The organism is Rhodococcus sp. F64268, assembly GCF_023015605.1.
In the GTDB taxonomy this organism is placed as follows: Bacteria; Actinomycetota; Actinomycetes; order Mycobacteriales; family Mycobacteriaceae; genus Rhodococcus.
The window spans coordinates 47,643-67,768 of record NZ_JALKAI010000005.1 but is presented as its reverse complement, the minus strand read 5'-3'; the positions used below and the strand labels follow the sequence as shown (position 1 = coordinate 67,768).

18 protein-coding genes are annotated in these 20,126 nt (G+C 64.9%); 6 read left to right on the top strand and 12 right to left on the bottom strand.

The window, feature by feature from the left end; genetic code table 11:
- Nucleotides 1-52 precede the first annotated feature (52 nt).
- The gene (locus tag MWU77_RS15235; protein WP_169688759.1) at nt 53-646 is read left to right on the top strand and encodes a toxin-antitoxin system HicB family antitoxin; all 594 of its coding nucleotides are present in this window, start codon (nt 53-55) and stop codon (nt 644-646) included.
- 87 nt (nt 647-733) lie between these two features.
- Nucleotides 734-1,174, top strand: a complete 441-nt coding sequence (locus MWU77_RS15230) for an SRPBCC family protein (protein ID WP_169688758.1) — start codon at nt 734-736, stop codon at nt 1,172-1,174.
- A gap of 18 nt (nt 1,175-1,192) precedes the next feature.
- On the opposite strand, the gene MWU77_RS15225 is transcribed toward MWU77_RS15230, so the two are convergent.
- The 12 genes from MWU77_RS15225 to MWU77_RS15170 form a co-directional block, all read right to left on the bottom strand.
- Nucleotides 1,193-1,660, bottom strand: coding sequence for a flavodoxin family protein (locus MWU77_RS15225; protein ID WP_247274166.1), 468 nt, complete (start codon nt 1,658-1,660; stop codon nt 1,193-1,195).
- A gap of 22 nt (nt 1,661-1,682) precedes the next feature.
- On the bottom strand, nt 1,683-2,174 hold the full coding sequence (locus MWU77_RS15220; protein ID WP_169688741.1) for a hypothetical protein: 492 nt from the start codon (nt 2,172-2,174) through the stop codon (nt 1,683-1,685).
- Nucleotides 2,171-2,929, bottom strand: a complete 759-nt coding sequence (gene dapB, locus MWU77_RS15215) for a 4-hydroxy-tetrahydrodipicolinate reductase (protein WP_169688740.1) — start codon at nt 2,927-2,929, stop codon at nt 2,171-2,173. The genes MWU77_RS15220 and dapB overlap by 4 nt, the downstream gene beginning before the upstream one ends.
- A gap of 85 nt (nt 2,930-3,014) precedes the next feature.
- Nucleotides 3,015-4,349, bottom strand: coding sequence for a pitrilysin family protein (locus MWU77_RS15210; protein ID WP_247274165.1), 1,335 nt, complete (start codon nt 4,347-4,349; stop codon nt 3,015-3,017).
- Nucleotides 4,350-4,476: 127 nt separating this feature from the next.
- On the bottom strand, nt 4,477-5,208 hold the full coding sequence (narI, locus tag MWU77_RS15205; RefSeq protein WP_247274164.1) for a respiratory nitrate reductase subunit gamma: 732 nt from the start codon (nt 5,206-5,208) through the stop codon (nt 4,477-4,479).
- On the bottom strand, nt 5,205-5,897 hold the full coding sequence (gene narJ / locus MWU77_RS15200; protein ID WP_247274163.1) for a nitrate reductase molybdenum cofactor assembly chaperone: 693 nt from the start codon (nt 5,895-5,897) through the stop codon (nt 5,205-5,207). The genes narI and narJ overlap by 4 nt, the downstream gene beginning before the upstream one ends.
- Nucleotides 5,894-7,567 (bottom strand): nitrate reductase subunit beta, encoded by a 1,674-nt coding sequence (gene narH / locus MWU77_RS15195; protein ID WP_169688736.1) that lies wholly within the window; start codon nt 7,565-7,567, stop codon nt 5,894-5,896. The genes narJ and narH overlap by 4 nt, the downstream gene beginning before the upstream one ends.
- Nucleotides 7,567-11,265: a nitrate reductase subunit alpha gene (locus MWU77_RS15190; RefSeq protein ID WP_169688735.1), complete on the bottom strand. Its 3,699-nt coding sequence runs from the start codon at nt 11,263-11,265 to the stop codon at nt 7,567-7,569. Before MWU77_RS15190 ends, narH begins: the two co-directional genes overlap by 1 nt.
- A complete protein-coding gene (locus MWU77_RS15185) occupies nt 11,262-12,509 on the bottom strand; it encodes a nitrate/nitrite transporter (RefSeq protein ID WP_308198809.1) in 1,248 nt (415 codons plus the stop codon). The genes MWU77_RS15190 and MWU77_RS15185 overlap by 4 nt, the downstream gene beginning before the upstream one ends.
- A gap of 253 nt (nt 12,510-12,762) precedes the next feature.
- Complete coding sequence (locus MWU77_RS15180; protein ID WP_247274161.1) at nt 12,763-15,063, bottom strand: polyribonucleotide nucleotidyltransferase; 2,301 nt, start codon at nt 15,061-15,063, stop codon at nt 12,763-12,765.
- A 310-nt stretch (nt 15,064-15,373) separates the two neighbouring features.
- Nucleotides 15,374-15,643 (bottom strand): 30S ribosomal protein S15, encoded by a 270-nt coding sequence (rpsO, locus tag MWU77_RS15175; protein WP_054713197.1) that lies wholly within the window; start codon nt 15,641-15,643, stop codon nt 15,374-15,376.
- Between the two features lie 153 nt (nt 15,644-15,796).
- Nucleotides 15,797-16,762, bottom strand: coding sequence for a bifunctional riboflavin kinase/FAD synthetase (locus tag MWU77_RS15170; protein WP_247274160.1), 966 nt, complete (start codon nt 16,760-16,762; stop codon nt 15,797-15,799).
- A 111-nt stretch (nt 16,763-16,873) separates the two neighbouring features.
- Here MWU77_RS15170 and MWU77_RS15165 point away from each other — a divergent pair, with 111 nt between their 5' ends.
- From MWU77_RS15165 to MWU77_RS15150, 4 genes are read left to right on the top strand one after another with little or no spacing between them, the layout of a single operon-like run.
- Nucleotides 16,874-17,770, top strand: a complete 897-nt coding sequence (locus MWU77_RS15165; RefSeq protein WP_247274159.1) for a metal ABC transporter substrate-binding protein — start codon at nt 16,874-16,876, stop codon at nt 17,768-17,770.
- A 50-nt stretch (nt 17,771-17,820) separates the two neighbouring features.
- Nucleotides 17,821-18,546 carry a metal ABC transporter ATP-binding protein gene (locus MWU77_RS15160; RefSeq protein WP_206040105.1) on the top strand — a complete coding sequence of 242 codons (726 nt, stop codon included), beginning with the start codon at nt 17,821-17,823 and terminating at the stop codon, nt 18,544-18,546.
- Complete coding sequence (locus MWU77_RS15155; protein ID WP_247274205.1) at nt 18,546-19,421, top strand: metal ABC transporter permease; 876 nt, start codon at nt 18,546-18,548, stop codon at nt 19,419-19,421. The genes MWU77_RS15160 and MWU77_RS15155 overlap by 1 nt, the downstream gene beginning before the upstream one ends.
- A gap of 9 nt (nt 19,422-19,430) precedes the next feature.
- Nucleotides 19,431-20,123: a metal-dependent transcriptional regulator gene (locus MWU77_RS15150; RefSeq protein WP_169688731.1), complete on the top strand. Its 693-nt coding sequence runs from the start codon at nt 19,431-19,433 to the stop codon at nt 20,121-20,123.
- The last annotated feature ends 3 nt before the right edge of the window (nt 20,124-20,126 follow it).

Sequence of the window (20,126 nt, the reverse complement as noted above, 5' to 3'; positions counted from 1 at the left end):
GACATCAACCCCGACGGTTGACTGACATCATTCATGACGTCACACTGACGTCATGAATATCGATGTTTATACCGATGCCATCGCCGACTCCGTGCGGAACGCCGCAGAACTGGGCGACGAGCAGACTCGTCGCACTGCCGCTGCCCTCGCCACCGCCGTTGCCGCCCCCGCCCGGCTCGCAGTCCTGAGCGCACTGTCCGACCTGGCCTCCCAGGTGTCCGAACAACTCGGCGACCGCAGAGTCACCGTCCGCCTCGACGGAGCCGACGCGGTCGTCGAGGTCCATGACGGCCACGCATCCGAACCCGACGACACTCCCCCGACCTTCGAGGAGATGACCGGCGACATCAGCCGCGTCACGCTGCGCCTCGTCGAGCAGATCAAGACCCGCGCCGAGGAAGCTGCCGCGCAGAGCGGGGTTTCGCTCAATTCGTGGGTGGGACAAGCAGTCCAGGGCGCGCTGCGCGAGCAGATGCGCTACCAGCGCCGCGCCGACGAATGGCGCTGGCCCACCGCCAAACCCACCACCACACCCCCGGCACCCGAGCCCCCCGCCGAAGCTCCGGCCGACACCGAGAAACCCGCACCGGCCGATTCCGCCGGCGACGACCCCACCGGCAGCACCGACGACCGGCCGACCGACTGACGCGCCCCCGGCGTGCCGGTGGGGTAGATTTCCGTCGCACGCGAAGGCACAGTCCGCGAAGATGCGGACCCGAGGGGTGGAGTAGTCATGGCCGTCAGCAGCACCAGAAGCTTCGAGATCAAGGCGACACCGGAGCAGGTGATGGCGGGTATCGCAGCAGTCGAGCGACTCCCCGAATGGTCGTCGACGCACAAGTCCGTGACGATCGAGAGCACCCACCCCGACGGCAGGCCGCACCGCGTCCGCATGACCGTGTCCATCATCGGCATCACCGACGAGCAGGTCGTCGACTACTCGTGGAATGGCAACGAGTCGATGTCGTGGACCCTTGTGGAGAGCGCCCAGCAGAACGTGCAGGACGGCGCCTACACGCTCACCGCAACCGACAACGGGACCACGGTCGACTTCGCTCTCACCATCGATCCCAAGATCCCCGTGCCCGGATTCCTGGTACGCCGTGCGGAAAAGACCGCGATCGAGACCGCGGGCAAGGGCCTGACGAAATTCGTGGAGAAGAACTTCCGGTAGTGAGCCCGGCCGCCACGGTCAATCCATCAGCTGGGCCGCCACGGTCGCACCGAGTTCCCAGCACGCCTCGAGATCGCTCTTGCTCGGCTTACCCGACGCGACAACGTAGTCGGCGGCCTTGACCCAGCCGAGTCCCGTCGTGATGCTGTCGACGGCGCGCTCGGCGCCTTCCGTGCCCTCGTTGCCGTGAACGTACAACCCATAGGGCCTGCCACGTGTCGAATCGAGGCACGGGTAGTAGCAGACGTCGAACGCGTGTTTGAGTGCACCGCTGATGTACCCCAGGTTGGCGGGTGTGCCGAGCAGATAACCGTCCGCTTCGAGCATGTCGATCGGCGAGACGGTGAGCGCAGGCCGTCGGATCACGGTCACACCTTCGATCTCGGGGTCGGTCGCGCCCGCCAGCACTGCTTCGAACATGGCCTGCATGAACGGCGACGGGGTGTGGTGGACCACGAGCAGGGTGCGAGAATTCTCTTCGGTCATGCCCGCAGACTACGGCGGTCCGCTACACCTCACCGTGGCGCTCGGATTTCTCCAGGGCCACAGCACGTTTCATCGTCTCGCGCGCCCGGCTGCGATCGCCCGCGAAATCGTACGCACGGGCGAGGCGATACGAGTTACGCCAGTTGTCGGGGTCGGATTCCCACTCCGCTTTCACCGACTGGAACAACTCGTCCGCAGCGTCGCGCTCGATCCGTCCCGAGGCCATCCGTGGAAGGTCGCCGACATCGAGGTCGAGGCCTTCTTCATGGATGCGCCGGGACAGTCGCTGGTGGTCCAGTCCCGCACGCAGCGTCGCGTACACGATCCACACACCCACGAGCGGGAGCAGGAACACGCCGATGCCGAAGACGATCGAGACCGCCTCACCACTGGTGATCAGCGAGATCCCGGTGTGTCCGAGTCTCACGAAGTAGAACGCGAGTGCCGCGACGATGAAGGCGATCGCGAGGACCACCTTCGCGACATCGCGACCGGTGGATGCTGACGAACTCACAGGTCGAGCAGGGGGTCGATTCCGACGGTCAGCCCGGGCCGGGAGCCGACCTCACGGACGCCGAGGAGCACACCGGGAGCGAACGACGACCGATCGATCGAATCGTGCCGGATCGTGAGCGTCTCCCCCTGCGTGCCGAGCAGCACTTCCTGATGTGCCACCAGACCCGCCAACCGCACAGAGTGAACCCGGACGCCGTCGACGTCCGCTCCACGCGCGCCCTCGAGTTCGGTGCTGGTGGCGTCGGGGCTGCGCCCCACTCCGGCTGCCTCACGGGCCTCGGCGATCAACCGGGCGGTGCGGTACGCGGTGCCCGACGGCGCATCGGCCTTGTTCGGGTGGTGGAGTTCGATGACCTCGACGGAATCGAAGAAGCGCGCGGCGGCCTGCGCGAATCGCATGGACAGTACGGCGCCGATCGCGAAATTGGGTGCGATGAGCACGCCGACCTCCGGTTTCGCGGCGAGCCATCCGCGGACTTGTTCGAGGCGTGCGTCGTCGAAACCGGTGGTGCCGACAACGGCGTGGATACCGTTCTCGATCAGGAACTGCAGATTGCCCATCACAACGTCGGGATGGGTGAAGTCGACGACGACCTGGGTTCCTGACGTGACAAAGGTATCGAGGTCGTCGCCCTTGTCGACCCTCGCAGCGAGTTCGAGGTCTGGTGCGGCATCCACCGCGTCGCAGATGGCCTGACCCACCTTGCCCTTCGCCCCGAGGACCCCTACTCGAAGACCTGTCTTGTCCGCCACCGATCCACGCCCTTCCCGTCGCCGTACTCTCGAGAAAGCCTACGCAACCGGCACGATCGTCGGGATGGCGGGATGAGTCGCGAGCTCAGGCCACGACACTGCGCACGGACGCCGGGAGGTCGCGTGGTCGCCGATAGGGCCCCACGACCGCCGCCGCGTAGGGACGCCGGAGCACTTCACCGGCGACCTCACGCACCTGCTCGGTGCTGACGGTGGCGATGCGCTCCAGAGTCTCGGTGATCCCCCAATGCCGCCCATAGCTCAGTTCGCTACGTCCGATCCGATGCATCCTGGCGCCGGTGTCCTCGAGTCCGAGTACGAGTCCGCCCCGCAGTGACCCTTTCGCGCGCGCACACTCCGCGTCGGTGATGCCGTGCTCGGCAACCTCGGTGAGGACTTCACGCACCACCGAGGCGACGTCGCCGAGATTCTCGGGCTGGCACCCGACATATGTCGAGAAGGCACCCGTGTCGGCGAACGTGTCGACACCCGAGTACACCGAGTACGCGAGCCCTCGCTTCTCCCGCACCTCCTGGAACAACCGTGAGCTCAGGCCTCCTCCGACCGCAGTGTTGAGGACCGACAGCGCCCAACGTCGAGGATCGTGTCTGCCGAATGCGCGGACGCCGAGGCTCAAGTGCGCCTGCTCGTTGTCCTGATCGGTGATGCTCAAAGTGGGTGCGGTGCGCAACCGCAATGTCCCTTCGCGACGCGGTGCCGCCTGGGCGGACTCATCGAGATGGCCTGCAAATGCCCTGCGGACGAGCTCGACCGTGTGTGCATGATCGACGTTGCCCGCCACCGCGACCACCATCCGCTGCGGCGTGTAGCGGCGCACATGGAACGAGTGCAACTGGTTGCGGGTCATCGATTCGATCGATTCCGGCGAACCGATGATCGGACGGCCCACGGGATGATCACCGTATAGCGCAGTCAACAGAGCATCGCCCAGCAGATCCTCGGGGTCGTCGTCGCGGATGGCGATCTCCTCGAGCACCACCTGACGCTCGACATCGACGTCGACGCTGCGGCACTTACCGCGCAACACCACGTCCGCGACGACATCGACCGCGATCGGCAGATCGTCGTCGAGTACGTGCGCGTAGAAGCAGGTGTGTTCCTTGCTGGTGAACGCGTTGAGCTCGCCACCGATCCCGTCGATGAGTTCGGCAATGTCGAGGGCTGTGCGCGTGGGGGTCGCCTTGAACAGCAGGTGCTCGAGAAAATGAGCAGCTCCCGCAACCGAGGGCTGCTCGTCGCGGGAGCCGACACCCACCCACACGCCCACTGCTGCCGATCGCACACCGGGCACATGTTCGGTGACGACTCGCACGCCGCCCGGCAGAACAGTGCGCCGTACGCCGGTGTCCGCGGCAGCCGGCGGGCTGTCGAATGAAAGAGAATCGAAGGTTGTGGCCATGGGGTGTTCTACGGTCCTGCGCTGTCGGTGATTCGCCTGTGGTGAGAGCTGTGTTCAAGGCACGGAACACCACACACTACACGCGAGTACCGCTGCGCCGCCGTCGACGATCACTGCTACGTTCGCGTCACCAGCCTCGACGTCGAGGCTGGGATCCGACCAGCTGGCCCTTCGACGCTTCGTCACGCCCGCGGTAGACGATGTAGGGACGGAACAGATACGCGAAAGGCGCGCTGAAAGCGTGGACGAGTCGCGTGAACGGCCAGATGGCGAACAGCACCAGCGCAATCATCACATGGATGTGGAACGAGAGCGGTGCTTCTGCCATCAGATCGCCCCGGGGCTGCAGTATCCAGATCGACCGGAACCACGGAGACACCGTCTCGCGGTAATTGTGCGCCTCGTTGCCTTCGAACGCGCCGATCATCGTCGTGGCCAGTCCTGCGACGATCGCGGCAACCAACACCAGATACATGATCTTGTCGTTGAGGGTGGTCGCGCTGAAGACGGGACCACTGGTGCGCCTCCGGTAGACCAACAGGGCCACGCCGATCAGCGTCGCGACACCCGCGATGACCCCCGGAATCGCGGCGCCCCAGTGGTACATGTGCTCACTGATACCGACGGCTTCCGTCCAGGACTCCGGGATCAGCAGCCCGATGACGTGTCCGAGGATCACCACGAGCATGCCGAAGTGGAACAGCGGACTGCCGATCCGCAACAACCGACTCTCGTACAGCTGTGAAGATCGGGTGGTCCACCCGAACTTGTCGTATCGGTATCGCCACCACGTGCCGACGATGATCATGGCAAGGGCCACGTACGGCACGATGTCCCAGAAAATCTCGCCCGCGCTCATGCCGGTCGATCTCCTTCTCGAGCTGGACTACCGTCGCGTCGCGGCGGCACTGTGAGAGTGAACGGTTGCAAACCGATCGCCTCTGCCGGGGGCCCTGTCTCTGCCAGGTGACGGGCTCGCTGCACCTCCTGATCTGTGACGGGAGGCAGCGTGGCACACACCGCGGTCAGGGTGTCGGCGTACGGCGATCCGCATTCGACGAGCGCGGTGTGCAGCACATCCAGCGGCGCCCTGTGTGCCGCGAGCAACTGCTCCCCGATCTCCGGATCTACCGTCGCCGCGAACTCGAGCACCACAGGTAGGTGGTCGGGGGCCTCCCCGACGGGTGGCTCGACTCCCGCGCCACGGTAGGCACTCGCGAAGGCGTGGATCTCCGCGCCTCGGTTCCGTGTGTCGCCTCCGGTCCAGTAGGTCAGATACATCGTCGAACGGCGGCGCATATCGAACGTCTCGACGTAATCGCGTGCCACCACGAGGGGATCTGTCGCGTGAAGATACGACGCAGTACGGTCCAGGGCGTCGCGTTCGGGCCCGGTGATGTGGTCGAGCAGGGCGCCGACGGTCACGAGGCGGCCAGGGGTCCGCTCGTCCGGATAGGCGAGCAACAACGACGCCGCCTGCCGGATCGCCCGATGCTGCAACCGAATCGCCGCCGAGTCTCGTCGCGCAGAGCGGCGCAGCAGTTTCATCGGTTCTCCTCTGTTTCGTCGCGGTGCTGATCCGGGAAAATGCCCGCGGGCACGCCCTTGCCGTCCCAGTTGAGTAGGTTCACTCGCGACGGATGGCTCGCGTTCGCGGCCATACCCTCCGTTGTCTGTCGTTGCTTCAGCGCGTGAAAGGTCTCGACGGCGACCGGTACCGGCCCCCCGCTGGACTCACCGAACGGCCCCGATTCGTACATACCCGGTCCGCCGTCGAACGACAACGAGCAGTCTGTGGCGGTCTCCTCGAGCTTGTGCCCCTCAGCCGCATACGCGGTCGGAATGACGTACCGCTCGTCGTACTTGGCGAGCGCAAGCAACCGGTACATCTCGTAGATCTCTTCCTCGGTCATGCCCACCGCCTGCGGGATGTGAGGTTGGGTGTCGCGTCCGAGGTTGACGTCGCGCATGTACGAGCGCATCGCCGAGAGCCGATGCAACACACCCTCGACCACGTCGGTGTCGCCCGCTGTGAACAGCTCCGCGAGGTATCGGACCGGGATCCTCAGCGATTCGAGTGCCCCGAAGAGATTTCCGAGATCCTCACCGTCATGGCCGTCACGGCTGACCGCGTCGACGACCGGCGAAAGCGGCGGGATGTACCAGACCATCGGCATGGTCCGGTATTCCGGATGCAGCGGCAACGCCACCTTGTACTTGTTGATCAGCGCGTGGATCGGCGACCGTTGCGCTGCCGTGATCCACTCGTCGGAGATCCCTTCGGCCCGTGCACCGGCAATGACTTCCGGATCGTTCGGGTCGAGGATGAGCTGCCGTTGCGCCTCGTACAGATCCTTGTCGTCCGGGACGGATGCGGCTTCGAGCACCTTGTCGACGTCGTAGAGCACCAGACCGATGTATCGGAGCCGGCCGACGCAGGTCTCCGCGCAGACCGTCGGCAACCCGACCTCGATCCGCGGGTAACAGAATGTGCACTTCTCGGCCTTGCCGGTCTTGTGGTTGAAATACACCTTCTTGTACGGGCAGCCCGACACACACATCCGCCAGCCGCGGCAGCGGTCCTGGTCGACGAGCACGATCCCGTCTTCGCTGCGCTTGTAGATGGCACCCGACGGGCAGGACGCCACGCACGACGGGTTCAGGCAGTGCTCGCAGATTCGCGGGAGATAGAACATGAAGGTCTCTTCGAGCTGAAGTCTGACCTCCTCGTTGACTTTCTGCAGGATCGGGTCCTGCGGCACGATCTCGGGGGAACCCCCGAGGTCGTCGTCCCAGTTCGCCGACCACTCCACCTTCATCGGTTTGCCGCTGATGAGGCTGCGCGGGGCCGCCACAGGGATGTCGTTGCCCAGGGGCGCGGTGGTGAGGTTCTCGTAGTCGTAGGTCCACGGCTCGTAGTAGTCGTCGATCGACGGCATCTTCGGGTTGGAGAAGATGCGGCCGAGCTTGTGGAGGCGCCCGCCGTCGCGTAGGCGCAGTCGGCCCTTCTTGTCGCGGACCCAACCGCCCCGCCACTTCTCCTGATCCTCGTACCTGCGCGGATACCCTTGTCCAGGACGGGTTTCGACGTTGTTGAACCACACGTACTCGGTGCCCGACCGATTTGTCCACGCCTGCTTGCAGGTAACCGAACAGGTGTGGCACCCGATGCACTTGTCGAGGTTCATCACCATCGCCATTTGCGCCATGACCTTCATCAGTACGTCACCTCCTGGCTACGGCGGCGGACCACCGTCACTTCGTCGCGTTGATTCCCGGTGGGCCCGAGATAGTTGAAGGCGTACGACGTCTGCGCGTAACCGCCTGCCATGTGTGTCGGTTTGATGAGAATCCTCGTGATCGAGTTGTGGATACCGCCGCGCTTGCCGGTGGTCTCGGTCAGAGGAACGTCGATCGTGCGTTCCTGGGCGTGGTAGACGTACACGACTCCTTCGGGCATACGGTGCGAGACGATCGCGCGACACACCACCACCCCGTTGCGGTTGACGGCCTCGACCCAATCGTTGTCCCGGACCGAGATCTTCGCTGCATCGGCGGGGCTCATCCACATCGTCGGTCCGCCACGCGACAGGGACAGCATGAACAGGTTGTCCTGGTATTCGGAGTGGATCGACCACTTGGAGTGCGGTGTCAGATACCGCACCGTCAGGCCGACTCCGTCCGTCGTCCCGATGGTGGACGCCCCGAACAGTCTCGACATGTCCAGCGGCGGCCGGTAGGTCGGTAACTGCTCGCCGACCTCTTCGATCCAGTCGTGATCCAGATAGAAGTGCATGCGACCGGTGAGCGTATGGAACGGTTTGAGTTCCTCGATGTTCACGGTGAACGGAGCGTAGCGCCGGCCACCGGTCTCGCTGCCGGACCATTCGGGGCTGGTGATCACCGGAACGGGCCTGGCCTGGGTGTCTGCGTAGGTGATTCTGCGCTCTTCGCTGCCCTCGGCCAGATGAACGAGACGTCTGCCGGTGCGCTTCTCGAGTTCCCTGAATCCTTCGACCGCAAGTCGGCCGTTGGAGGTTCCGGAGAGCGACAGGATCACGTCGGCCATCCGTTCCGCGGTGGTGATGGCCGGGCGCCCAGCACCGGCGCCCGTGTTCATCACACCGAACTTCGCGGCGAGCTCGGCGACCTCCTCGGTCGGATGGGTGGTCACCCCCTTGGTGGTCAGCCCGAGTTCGTCCACGAGAGGGCCGAGTGTGGACCACTTGTCCGCGACAGCGGCGTAGTCACGCTCGACGACCACGAGCGGGCCCATCGTCTTTCCCGGAACCGGAACCTCACCGGTCTTGCGCCAATCGTTCTCGGTACCGGACGGGAACGCCATCGCTCCCGGGGTGTCGTGTTGGAGTGTGCCCATCACGACATCGGTGCGAGTGCCGAGGTGCGTGCGCGCTTGTGCACTGAAGGCCTTCGCGATGGCACCGAATGCTTCGTAGTCCGAACGTGTTTCCCAGGGCGGGTCGATTGCCGGACTGAACGCATGGATGTACGGGTGCATATCCGTGCTCGACAGGTCGCCCTTCTCGTACCATGTCGCAGCGGGCAGTACGACGTCCGAGAACAGCGTGGTGGACGTCATGCGGAAGTCGATCGACATCAGCATGTCGAGCTTGCCCTCCGGTACTGCGTCGGTCCACGTCACCTCCCCCGGTCGCAGGCCGTCGGTGGTGGAGTCACCCTGCAGGTTCGAGTCCGTTCCGAGCAGATGCTGCAGGAAGTACTCGTTGCCCTTGCTCGAGGAGCCGAGCAGGTTCGAGCGCCACACACTCAGGACGCGGGGCCAGTTCTTCGGGTTGTCGGGATCGGTGACGGAGAGTCCGAGATCCCCGCTCGCCAATTGCTCCGCGATGTACGCCGGAATCTCCTTGCCTGCGGCACGCGCCTCGTCTGCGACGTCGAGACTGTTCCGGTCGAACTGCGGGTAGAATGGAGTCCATCCCATGGCGACGGCGGAGGCCATCACATCCATCGTGTGCTTGTCACGGAATCGGCCGCGCCCGAGCGGGCTCGCCAAGGCGTCTGCGCGGTAGCCGTCGTAGCGCCACTGGTCGGTGTGCACATACCAGTACGAGGTACCCGCCATCTGCCGCGGGGGCCGACTCCAATCGGTACCCATCGCCATCGCCGACCACCCGGTAACAGGACGGCACTTCTCCTGACCGACGTAGTGCGCCCAACCTCCGCCATTGCGGCCCATCGACCCTGTGAGCAACAGCAACGCGAGCACAGCGCGGTAGGTGGCGTCGCCGTGGAACCATTGGCAGATACCCGCGCCCATGATGATCATCGAGCGCCCGTTGGATTCCTCGGCGTTGCGCGCGAACTCTTTCGCAATCCGGATGGCTTGCTCTGCGGAGACTCCGGTGATCGATTCCTGCCATGCCGGTGTGTAGAGCGAGTCCGCATCGTCGTATCCACTGGGCCACTGCCCGGGCAGATCCAGACCGGGCCTGTTCACGCCGTACTGCGCGAGCATGAGGTCGAACACCGTGCACACGAGGTGTTCTCCGACCTTTCGCACAGGGACACCGCGTTCGATGCTCTCACCGCGCCCGTCGATCGAATCGAAGCTCGGCAGATGCACCGAGGCGGTCTCCCCCGCGGCGCCGCCGGCCGGAGCGACCGTCAATGTCGGTACGAGGTCGCCGAGATCCAGATTCCATTTCCCGACGCCGTCGTCACCGTAACGGTGCCCCAGAGAGCCATTCGGCGCGACGACGGTATCGGTAGCGCCATCGAGCAGGACCGGCTTGAACGCGGCGTTCTCGACCTCGTGACCGAGGTCGGCCGCCGTGAGGTTCTTACCCGGCACGAGCGCGCCGTCGCGGTCCTCGAGTTTCACCAGGAACGGCAGATCCGTGTACTGACGCACGTAGTCGACGAAGAACGGGACCCGCTGCTGTACGTAGAACTCGTTGAGCAGCACATGGCCCATCGACATCGCGAGGGCGCCGTCCGTCCCTGCCGCACACGGCATCCATTCGTCGGCGAACTTGGTGTTGTCGGCGTAGTCGGGGCTGATCGAGACGACCTTCGTACCGCGGTAGCGGACCTCCGCCATCCAGTGCGCGTCCGGTGTCCGGGTCACGGGGACATTCGAGCCCCACATCATGAGGTATGCGGCGTCCCACCAGTCGCCGGACTCGGGCACGTCCGTCTGGTCACCGAACACCTGCGGAGATGCAACGGGAAGGTCGGCATACCAGTCGTAGAAAGAGGTCATGACGCCGCCGAGCAGTTCGATGAATCGCGAACCCGCTGCGAACGACACCATCGACATCGCCGGGATCGGCGAGAAACCCGCGATGCGGTCGGGCCCGTACTCCTTGATCGTGTGCACGTGCGCAGCCGCGATCATCTCGGTGGCCTCGGTCCACGTCACGCGCACGAGACCGCCCTTGCCGCGGGCCCGGTGGTAGCGCGTGCGCCGCTCGGGGTCGTTCTGGATGTCGGCCCACGCGAGGACCGGATCGCCGAGACGCTGTTTGGCCTCGCGATACATCTCGACGAGGACACCACGCGCGTAGGGGTACCGCACCCGGGTCGGCGAGTAGGTGTACCACGAGAACGCGGCGCCCCGGGGACATCCTCGAGGTTCGTACTCGGGACGGTCGGGGCCGACCGACGGGTAGTCCGTCTCTTGCGTCTCCCAGGTGATGATCCCGTCCTTGACGTAGATCTTCCACGAGCACGAACCGGTGCAATTGACTCCGTGGGTGGAGCGAACCACCTTGTCGTGGCTCCAGCGGTCGCGATAGAACACATCGCCTTCACGACCACCCTGGCGGGTGACCGTACGGCCGTCCTCGGAACCCGTTCCGGGAGTGAAGAAACGACCACTTCGAACCAGGAGATCCTCGAGCGCTCCGCCCGTGCCGGTCTTCTCTGTGGTCACTTTGATTCCTCCTGTGGCTGTGGTGCACCGGCTGCCGCTTCGGTCGCCGGTTCACGTGTTTTCAGTTTCAGCGCGGTGTAAACCAGCGCGACCAAGGCCGTCACGACGAGCAGTAGCAGGCCGACCGTGTAGTCGTTGTCGACGGGGTCGTACGTCGCACCCATTACCAGCGGTGGGAAGTATCCACCCAAACCACCTGCAGCAGCAACGATTCCGGTAACGCTACCGACCGACTTCACCGGTGACCGCCGTGCAACCCACGCGAAGACGCCGCCGGTGCCGATCCCCAGGAAGACCGCCATCGTGATGAAGTCGGTGGCCGACCAGATGTCCGGCGGAGGCTTGAGGGTGGCGATGAATGCCGTGACCGCGGTACCGGCGAATGAGGCGAGCACAACGTATTTCGGCGGAATCCGGTCGGAGAGAGCACCGCCGATGGGCCGAGCGATCACTGCGGCGACCGCGAACCCTGCCGTTCTCGTCCCCGCGTCGACAGCCGAGAAATCGTAGATCGTCTTGATGTATGTGGGCAGGTAGTTGCTGAACGCCACGAAGCCGCCGAAGACGATGGCGTAGAGGAACGACATCTCCCACGTCACGCGGAGTTTGCAGGCCGCGATCAGCTTCGGAGTGACCTTGTCGGTGTTCGGGGTGAAGGTCGGTGAATTCTTCATCGTTCCGACACACACCACAGCTGTGAGTGCGAGCGCGATCGCGATGATCACGTGAGTGGTGATCGTCCCGAACCAGCCGACGAATCGCGGAGTGAAGAACGCGGACAGAGCGGTGCCGACCATACCCGCGCCGAAGACGCCGGTTGCGAATCCTCGGCGGGAAGCGTCGTACCAGCTGTTCGCAAACGGGATCCCGACAGCGAATATCGTGCCCGCGATTCCGAGGAAGAACCCGAATACCAGGAGCAGTGGATAAGACCCGGCTTCACCCGCGAAACCCACCGCGAGCACCGGGATGATCGAGGCGACGGTGACCAGGATGAACATGAACCGACCGCCGTACCGGTCGGTGAGTGGTCCGATGGCGATCCTGCCGAGCGATCCCACGAGAATGGGCGTCGCGACGAGCATCGACGCCTCACTACTGCTGAGGGACATGTTGCCCGCATAGGTGGTGGACAGAGGGCCGATCATGTTCCAGGCCCAGAAGTTTATGGCAGATACCCAGGTGGCCAGTGCCAAGTTGAACCCGGGGCGTGCCCCGATGCCAGTCGCTGCAACCGTGTTCACACCCTCAGATAACCACTCCGAGGGGTACTCGCGCGCATATTTGGGTAAACGTTACAACGGGTGCAATTTGTGAATTCGAACCCGAGTACGAAAGACCCTGGCTGTCGCGGATGTAGACCGCATAAGGTGCCGGTGGATCGAAAGCCCCCTGCTCACAGGGACTTTCTTCGAGGATACCTCGTCCGGAGACAACACGGCCCGCGGGCAGTTCTCCTCTAGTGGGAGAACCACACGCGGGCGTGTGTGCGAGAAATCAGGATTCGGCAGCCTCTGTGGCGGCCTCTCCTGCAGCGGCCGGCTCAGCGGCGGCTTCTTCCTCTACGGGGATCAGGCTGATCTTGCCGCGGTTGTCGATGTCGGCGATCTCGACGCGGATCTTGGATCCGACGCTCACGACGTCCTCGACCTTGGCGATGCGCTTGCCGTTACCCAGCTTGCTGATGTGCACGAGACCGTCGCGGCCGGGCAGCAGGGAGACGAACGCACCGAACGCCGTGGTCTTGACCACTGTGCCCAGGAATCGCTCGCCGACCTTGGGCAGCTGCGGATTCGCGATCGCGTTGATCTTGTCGATCGCAGCCTGCGCAGACGGACCATCGGCGGCACCGACATAGACGGTCCCGTCATCCTCGATCGAGATGTTGGCGCCGGTCTCTTCGGTGATCGCATTGATCATCTTGCCCTTGGGGCCGATGACCTCACCGATCTTGTCCACGGGGACCTTGATGGTCGTGATGCGCGGCGCGAACGCGCTCATCTCGTCGGGGGTGTCGATTGCCTCGGCCATGACTTCGAGAATCGTGGCGCGGGCGTCGTGCGCCTGCGAGAGCGCACCGGCAAGGACCTGCGACGGGATGCCGTCGAGCTTCGTGTCGAGCTGAAGCGCCGTGACGAAGTCCTTGGTACCCGCGACCTTGAAGTCCATGTCACCGAAAGCGTCCTCGGCACCGAGGATGTCGGTGAGGGCGACGTACCGGGTCTCGCGGCTGCCGTCCTCGAGTTCGATCTCGTCGGACACCAGACCCATTGCGATGCCGGCAACCGGCGCCTTGAGCGGCACACCCGCGTTGAGCAGCGACAGCGTCGATGCACATACCGAGCCCATCGACGTCGAGCCGTTGGAACTCAGGGCTTCGGACACCTGCCGGATCGCGTAGGGGAACTCTTCCTGGCTCGGAAGCACCGGAATGAGGGCGCGCTCGGCGAGTGCACCGTGGCCGATCTCGCGACGCTTCGGCGAACCCACCCGGCCGGTCTCACCGGTCGAGTACGGCGGGAAGTTGTAGTGGTGCATGTAGCGCTTGGTCGTCTCAGGACCGAGCGAGTCGACCTGCTGCGCCATCTTGACCATGTCGAGGGTGGTGACACCCATGATCTGGGTCTCGCCGCGCTCGAACAATGCGGAACCGTGGGCGCGCGGAACGATCGCGACCTCGGCAGACAGTGCGCGAATGTCGGTGATGCCGCGACCGTCGATGCGGAACTGATCGCGGAGGATGCGCTGGCGCACGAGCTTCTTGGTCAGCGAGCGGAATGCTGCGCCGATCTCCTTCTCGCGACCTTCGAACGACGGCGCGACCTGTTCGAGGATCTCGATCTTGACCTCGTCGGTGCGGTCGTCGCGCTCCTGCTTACCGGCGATGGTGAGAGCCTCGGCGAGCTTGGCGGACGCAGCGGCCTCGACCGCGGCGTACACATCGTCCTGGTATGCCGGGTACAGCGGGAAGTCACCGGTCGGCTTCGCGGCGGCAGCGGCAAGCTGCTGCTGAGCGATGCACAGGCGTGCGATGAACGGCTTCGCCGCTTCGAGCCCCTCGGCGACGACCGTCTCGGTGGGCGCCTGTGCGCCGCCCTCGACGAGTGCGATCACCTTGTCGGTGGCCTCGGCCTCGACCATCATGATGGCGACATCAGCAGAATCCGGGTTGTCGCCTCCGCCGACGATGCGGCCGGCGACGACCATGTCGAACACAGCGTTCTCGAGCTGCTCGACCGTCGGGAACGCCACCCACTGGCCGGCCTTGTTCTCCTCCGACGTGATGAGTGCGACGCGCACGCCACCAACCGGACCGGAGAACGGCAGACCCGCGATCTGAGTGGATGCCGAAGCAGCGTTGATCGCGACGACATCGTAGAGATCGCTCGGGTTCAGGCTCAGGACCGTGACCACGACCTGGATCTCATTGCGCAGGCCGTCGACGAACGACGGGCGCAGCGGCCGGTCGATGAGGCGGCAGGTGAGGATCGCGTCGGTCGAGGGGCGACCCTCACGACGGAAGAACGACCCGGGGATGCGGCCCGCTGCGTACATACGTTCTTCGACGTCCACCGTCAACGGGAAGAAGTCGAAATGCTCTTTGGGCTGCTTCGAGGCGCTGGTGGCCGACAGCAGCATGGTTTCGTCGTCGAGATACGCGACGACGGAGCCGGCGGCCTGCTGAGCAAGGCGTCCGGTCTCGAATCGAATGGTGCGGGTGCCGAAAGACCCGTTGTCGAGTGTGGCGACGGATTCGAACACGCCCTCGTCGACCTCGACTGCGGTGTTACTGGTCATCTGTGAAATCTTCTCTTCCCTCTTCGTCTTCGCCGTACCCACGCGGGCGCCGGGCCCCCTTGGCCACGGCTGCGCACCGACTCACGGAGGCGGCCATCGATCGAAACCCGCCGGCACTTCTCGTGCGGCCGGAGGGTCACTACCGAAGACCGACACCGTCGGTGCGTACGGATCATCGCCGTCGGCGGCGATGTGATGCGCCGGCAATTCCGGCGCATACACCGATAGCCAACGAGGCCCAGTCTAAGGGGTACCCCGTTGGCTATCGGAAAAGATCAGCGAATGCAGATCGTGTCGCTTCCGGACTGCGTCAGCGGCGCAGGCCCAGACGCTGGATGAGCGAGCGGTAACGCTCGACATCGACCTTCTCGACGTACTTGAGCAGACGGCGACGACGACCGACCAGCAGCAGCAGGCCGCGGCGGGAGTGGTGATCGTGCTTGTGCTGCTTCAGGTGCTCGGTCAGATCGGTGATGCGCTTGGTGAGCATCGCCACCTGCGCCTCCGGCGAACCGGTGTCGGTCTCGTGGAGACCGTACTCGCCGAGGATCTGCTTCTTCTGCTCGGTGGTCAATGCCACTGTCGTACTCCTGATCACTGACGTCCGCGTGATGGAAACGGGCCTGGACCCGGCGGTGAGGCCGCCGCGAACCGCAGCACACACCGACGGTCGACAATACCAGATGCTCAGCAGGCACATTTCACCGCAAGTTCGGACGCGCGACAGCGCGGACTATGCGTCGTCCGCAAGCAACTCCCGGGCCCGGTCTGCGTCACGATGCATCGCGGAGACCAGCGCTTCGACCGAGTCGAACTTCTCCATGCCGCGGAGCCGCTCGACGAAGTCGACAGCCACGTGCTGCCCGTACAGATCGGCCTCAGCATCGAGCACGAACGCCTCGACCGTGCGATTACGGCCCGAGAAGGTGGGATTCGTCCCCACCGACACCGCGGCACGGTAGCGCAGGCCGGCCTCGAGGCCGTCCACGGGAGAGCCCGAGTCGAGGACTGTGAACCATGCGGCGTAGACACCGTCCGCAGGGATGGCGGCATACATCGGGGGCGCGATGTTCGCCGTGGGGAACCCGAGCCCCCGGCCTCGTCCGTCGCCGTGCACAACGACACCCTCCACACGGTGTGGGCGACCGAGCGCATCGGTAGCGGCGGTCATGTCGCCCGCATCGACACACGAACGGATGTAGGTCGACGAGAACGTCACGGCATGTTCGGCGAGCAGAGTCTGCCCGTCCACCGCGAAACCGAATCGTTCGCCTATGCCGCGGAGCATCTCCACGGTCCCCGCAGCCTTCTTGCCGAAGGTGAAATTCTCCCCGACGACCACCTCGGCGACATGCAGCCGCTCGACGAGGATCTCTCGGGCGTAACGCTCGGGCGAGAGTTTCATGAACTCGGGGGTGAAGGGCATGACACAGAACACGTCGACGCCGAGTTCTTCGGCGAGTTCGGCGCGCCGGGCCAATGTGGTCAGCTGGGCCGGATGACTCCCAGGACGCACCACTTCCATCGGGTGCGGGTCGAATGTCATCAACACACTGGCGATGCCCCGCTCCTTCGCCGACTTCACCGCACGGGTGATCAGCTGCTGGTGACCTCGATGCACTCCGTCGAACACACCGATCGTGACCACGCACCGACCCCAGTCCGCGGGTATCTCGTCCAGACCTCGCCATCTCTGCACAGCGGAAAGCCTACGACCCCGCGGACGGACCGGCATCCTCGCCCTCGCACTCACCCCGGGTAGACAACCCGAAGCGATGCTCGGCATAATTTCGGGGTGCCTAACTTTTCGATGAGACCACCCAAATCAGTCCTCGGAGCGACCTCACTCGCTGCACTCGTCGCACTCACCGCGTGTGGCACCGCGCAGTCCGACGACGAGCCCCTCGTACTGACCACGTTCACCGTGCTCGCCGATATGACGCGCACCGTCGCAGGTGACCACGTACGGGTGGAATCGATCACGAAACCCGGCGCAGAAGTGCACGGCTACGAACCGACGCCCGGCGACCTGCGGCACGCAGCCGAGGCAGATCTCGTCCTCGACAACGGACTGGGTCTCGAACGCTGGTTCGAGCAGTTCCTCGCCGACACCGACGCCGCACACGTAGTGCTGACCGAGGGTGTCGAGCCCCTGCCGATCGGCGACGATTCCTCCACACAACTCAACCCTCACGCGTGGATGTCACCGCTGACCGCACAGATCTACGTCGACAACATCGAGGCCGCGCTCAGCGACCTCGCTCCCGAGCACGCCGCGGATTTCGCGGCCAACGCCGACGCATACCGGTCCGAACTCCAGGCCGTGCACGACGAACTGACCACGACGCTGGCGGCCGTTCCCGAGCACCAGCGAGCCTTGGTCACCTGTGAGGGCGCCTTCGGTCATCTCGTGCGCGACGCCGGAATGCGCGAGGCCTACCTGTGGCCGGTCAACTCCGACCAGCAGGGCACTCCGCAACAGATCGCCCGCACAGTCGATTTCGTACGCGAGAACGATATTCCGGCGGTGTTCTGCGAATCCACCGTCTCCGACAAGGCACAGCGGCAGGTCGCCGCCGACACCGGCGCCGCGTACGGAGGCACCCTCTATGTCGATTCCCTATCCGATCCCGACGGCCCGGTGCCCACATATCTCGAACTTCTCCGCCACGACGTCGCAACCATCACGTCAGGACTGAACCCGTGACGCTTTCCGGCACCGCACACCTCGACCACGCCCGGTCATCCGGCCTTGCGCTGAGCCTGGATCACGTCACGGTCCGGTACGACTCCGTCGTCGCGCTCGACCGGGCGAGTCTCGAAGTAGCCCCCGGCAGAGTGTGCGGGCTCGTCGGCACCAACGGCTCGGGAAAATCCACTCTGTTCAAGAGCATCATGGGGCTGGTCGAACCGACCGAAGGTGACATCTCCATCGGCGGCGTCGGAATCAGCGCGGCACGGAAGTCCGGCGCCGTGGCGTATGTCCCGCAGGCCGAGGCTGTCGACTGGGACTTCCCGATCGGGGTACGCGACGTCGTGATGACCGGACGCTACGGACGCCAGGGGTGGATGCGCCGAGCCCGACGCGGTGACCACGAGGCGGTCGCCGAGGCACTCGATCGCGTCGGCCTGACTCCGTTCGCCCACCGCCAGATCGGCCAGCTGTCCGGAGGTCAACGCAAACGCGTATTCGTCGCGCGAGCGATCGCGCAGCGCGCACCACTGCTGCTTCTCGACGAGCCCTTCGCCGGAGTGGACACGACCACCCAGGCAGCGCTCACCGACGTGTTTCGAGACCTCGCCGCAGACGGGCACACGCTGCTCGTGGCCACCCACGACCTTGCAGGTCTGTCGCAGTTGTGCGACGAGGCGGTTCTGCTGCAGAGGCAGGTCATCCTGCACAGCACGCCCGACGAGGTACTGCGCCCGGAGAACCTTGCCCGCGCGTTCGGTGCGAGCGCCGAGTCACAGGAAGTGTCGTGATGCTCGATCTGATCTTCGAACCACTGCAGTACGGCTTCATGCAGCGGGCTCTCGTCGTCGCGGTCGTCACGACGGTGATATGTGCCCTGTTGAGCTGCTGGCTCGTGTTGATCGGCTGGTCGCTCATGGGCGATGCGGTGTCGCACGCGGTCCTCCCCGGAGTTGTCCTGGCCTACCTCGTGGGTGCGCCGTTCACCCTGGGCGCGTTGTTGTTCGCAGGTCTCGCGGTGGCGTTGATCTGGCTGGTCCGCGGGACCACGAAAATCAAGGAAGACGCTGCGATCGGAACGGTCTTCACCACACTGTTCGCACTGGGCGTGGTCCTCATCTCGAAGAATCCCAGCCAGATCGACCTGCACCACGTCCTGTTCGGAAACCTGCTGGGGCTCTCGCAATCGGACGTCTGGCAGATCGCGGGGCTCGCCACCGCCGTGTTCGTGGTGCTCGTGGTCAAGCGTCGGGACCTGACCCTGTTCGCGTTCGACCGCGTCCACGCGCACGCACTCGGCATCCCCCCTGCCGCGCTGTCGGCGCTGCTCCTGGCACTGCTGGCGATCACGATCGTGAGTGCAGTCCAGGCCGTCGGCGTGATCCTCGTGGTTGCGATGCTCATCATCCCGGGCGCCACCGCGTACCTGCTGACCGACAGGATGTCTCGAATGCTGGTCATCGCGCCGATGCTCGGTGCACTCGGTTCGGTGGCGGGCGTGTACACGAGCTATTACACCGATGCTGCGACCGGTGGCGTGGTGGTGCTGACCCAGGCCACCCTGTTCGCTGCCGCGTACCTCTTCGCACCGCGACAAGGCCTGGTAACCGCCGCACTGCGCCGCAGACCGTCCCGAGAAGGTGATTCTTCGCTGACGGTTACCTAAGCTGGTCACGTGCCTGAGACTCGTGAGCCCTCCGTGACCGACACGTTGTCGTCGGTTGCCCAGGACTACCTGAAGATCATCTGGACCATTCAGGAATGGTCCGGCGAGAAGGTGTCGACCAAGCTGCTTGCCGAGCGTCTCGGTGTCTCGGCGTCGACGGTGTCCGAAGCCGTCCGCAGACTCGCCGACCAGGGAATGGTCGACCACGCACGCTACGGGTCCATCTCGCTCACCGACAACGGCCGCGACGCCGCCGTCGCCATGGTGCGCAGACACCGCCTCATCGAGACGTTCCTCGTCCGTGAACTCGGCTACGGCTGGGACGAGGTGCACGACGAAGCCGAAGTCCTCGAGCACGCGGTCTCCGAGCGCATGATCGCCGCGATCGACGCGAAACTCGGCCACCCCGAACGCGACCCGCACGGTGATCCGATCCCCACTGCGGGAGGCTCGATTCCCGCGCCTCCCGCCCGCGCGCTCAGCGAGTTCGGCGACGGAGAAAGCGGACGTGTCGCCCGGATCTCCGACTCGGACCCGGCAATGCTGCGCTACTTCGACGAGGTCGGCATCGCTCTCGACACCGACATCCAGGTAGTCGAACGCCGCGACTTCGCCGGCACCGTCTCGGTCCGGATCGGTAGCCCGGACCGCACCCCCGTGGACCTCGGAAACCTTGCGGCCGAAGCTATCTGGCTCGTCTGACCC

Excerpts from the sequence above, each read along its gene's own strand:
- MWU77_RS15235 (WP_169688759.1), top strand. The coding sequence starts at position 53 with ATGAATATCGATGTTTATACCGATGCCATCGCCGACTCCGTGCGGAAC.
- MWU77_RS15230 (WP_169688758.1), top strand. The coding sequence starts at position 734 with ATGGCCGTCAGCAGCACCAGAAGCTTCGAGATCAAGGCGACACCGGAG.
- MWU77_RS15225 (WP_247274166.1), bottom strand. The coding sequence starts at position 1,660 with ATGACCGAAGAGAATTCTCGCACCCTGCTCGTGGTCCACCACACCCCG.
- MWU77_RS15210 (WP_247274165.1), bottom strand. The coding sequence starts at position 4,349 with ATGGCCACAACCTTCGATTCTCTTTCATTCGACAGCCCGCCGGCTGCC.
- narI (WP_247274164.1), bottom strand. The coding sequence starts at position 5,208 with ATGAGCGCGGGCGAGATTTTCTGGGACATCGTGCCGTACGTGGCCCTT.
- narJ (WP_247274163.1), bottom strand. The coding sequence starts at position 5,897 with ATGAAACTGCTGCGCCGCTCTGCGCGACGAGACTCGGCGGCGATTCGG.
- narH (WP_169688736.1), bottom strand. The coding sequence starts at position 7,567 with ATGAAGGTCATGGCGCAAATGGCGATGGTGATGAACCTCGACAAGTGC.
- MWU77_RS15180 (WP_247274161.1), bottom strand. The coding sequence starts at position 15,063 with ATGACCAGTAACACCGCAGTCGAGGTCGACGAGGGCGTGTTCGAATCC.
- MWU77_RS15165 (WP_247274159.1), top strand. The coding sequence starts at position 16,874 with ATGAGACCACCCAAATCAGTCCTCGGAGCGACCTCACTCGCTGCACTC.
- MWU77_RS15155 (WP_247274205.1), top strand. The coding sequence starts at position 18,546 with ATGCTCGATCTGATCTTCGAACCACTGCAGTACGGCTTCATGCAGCGG.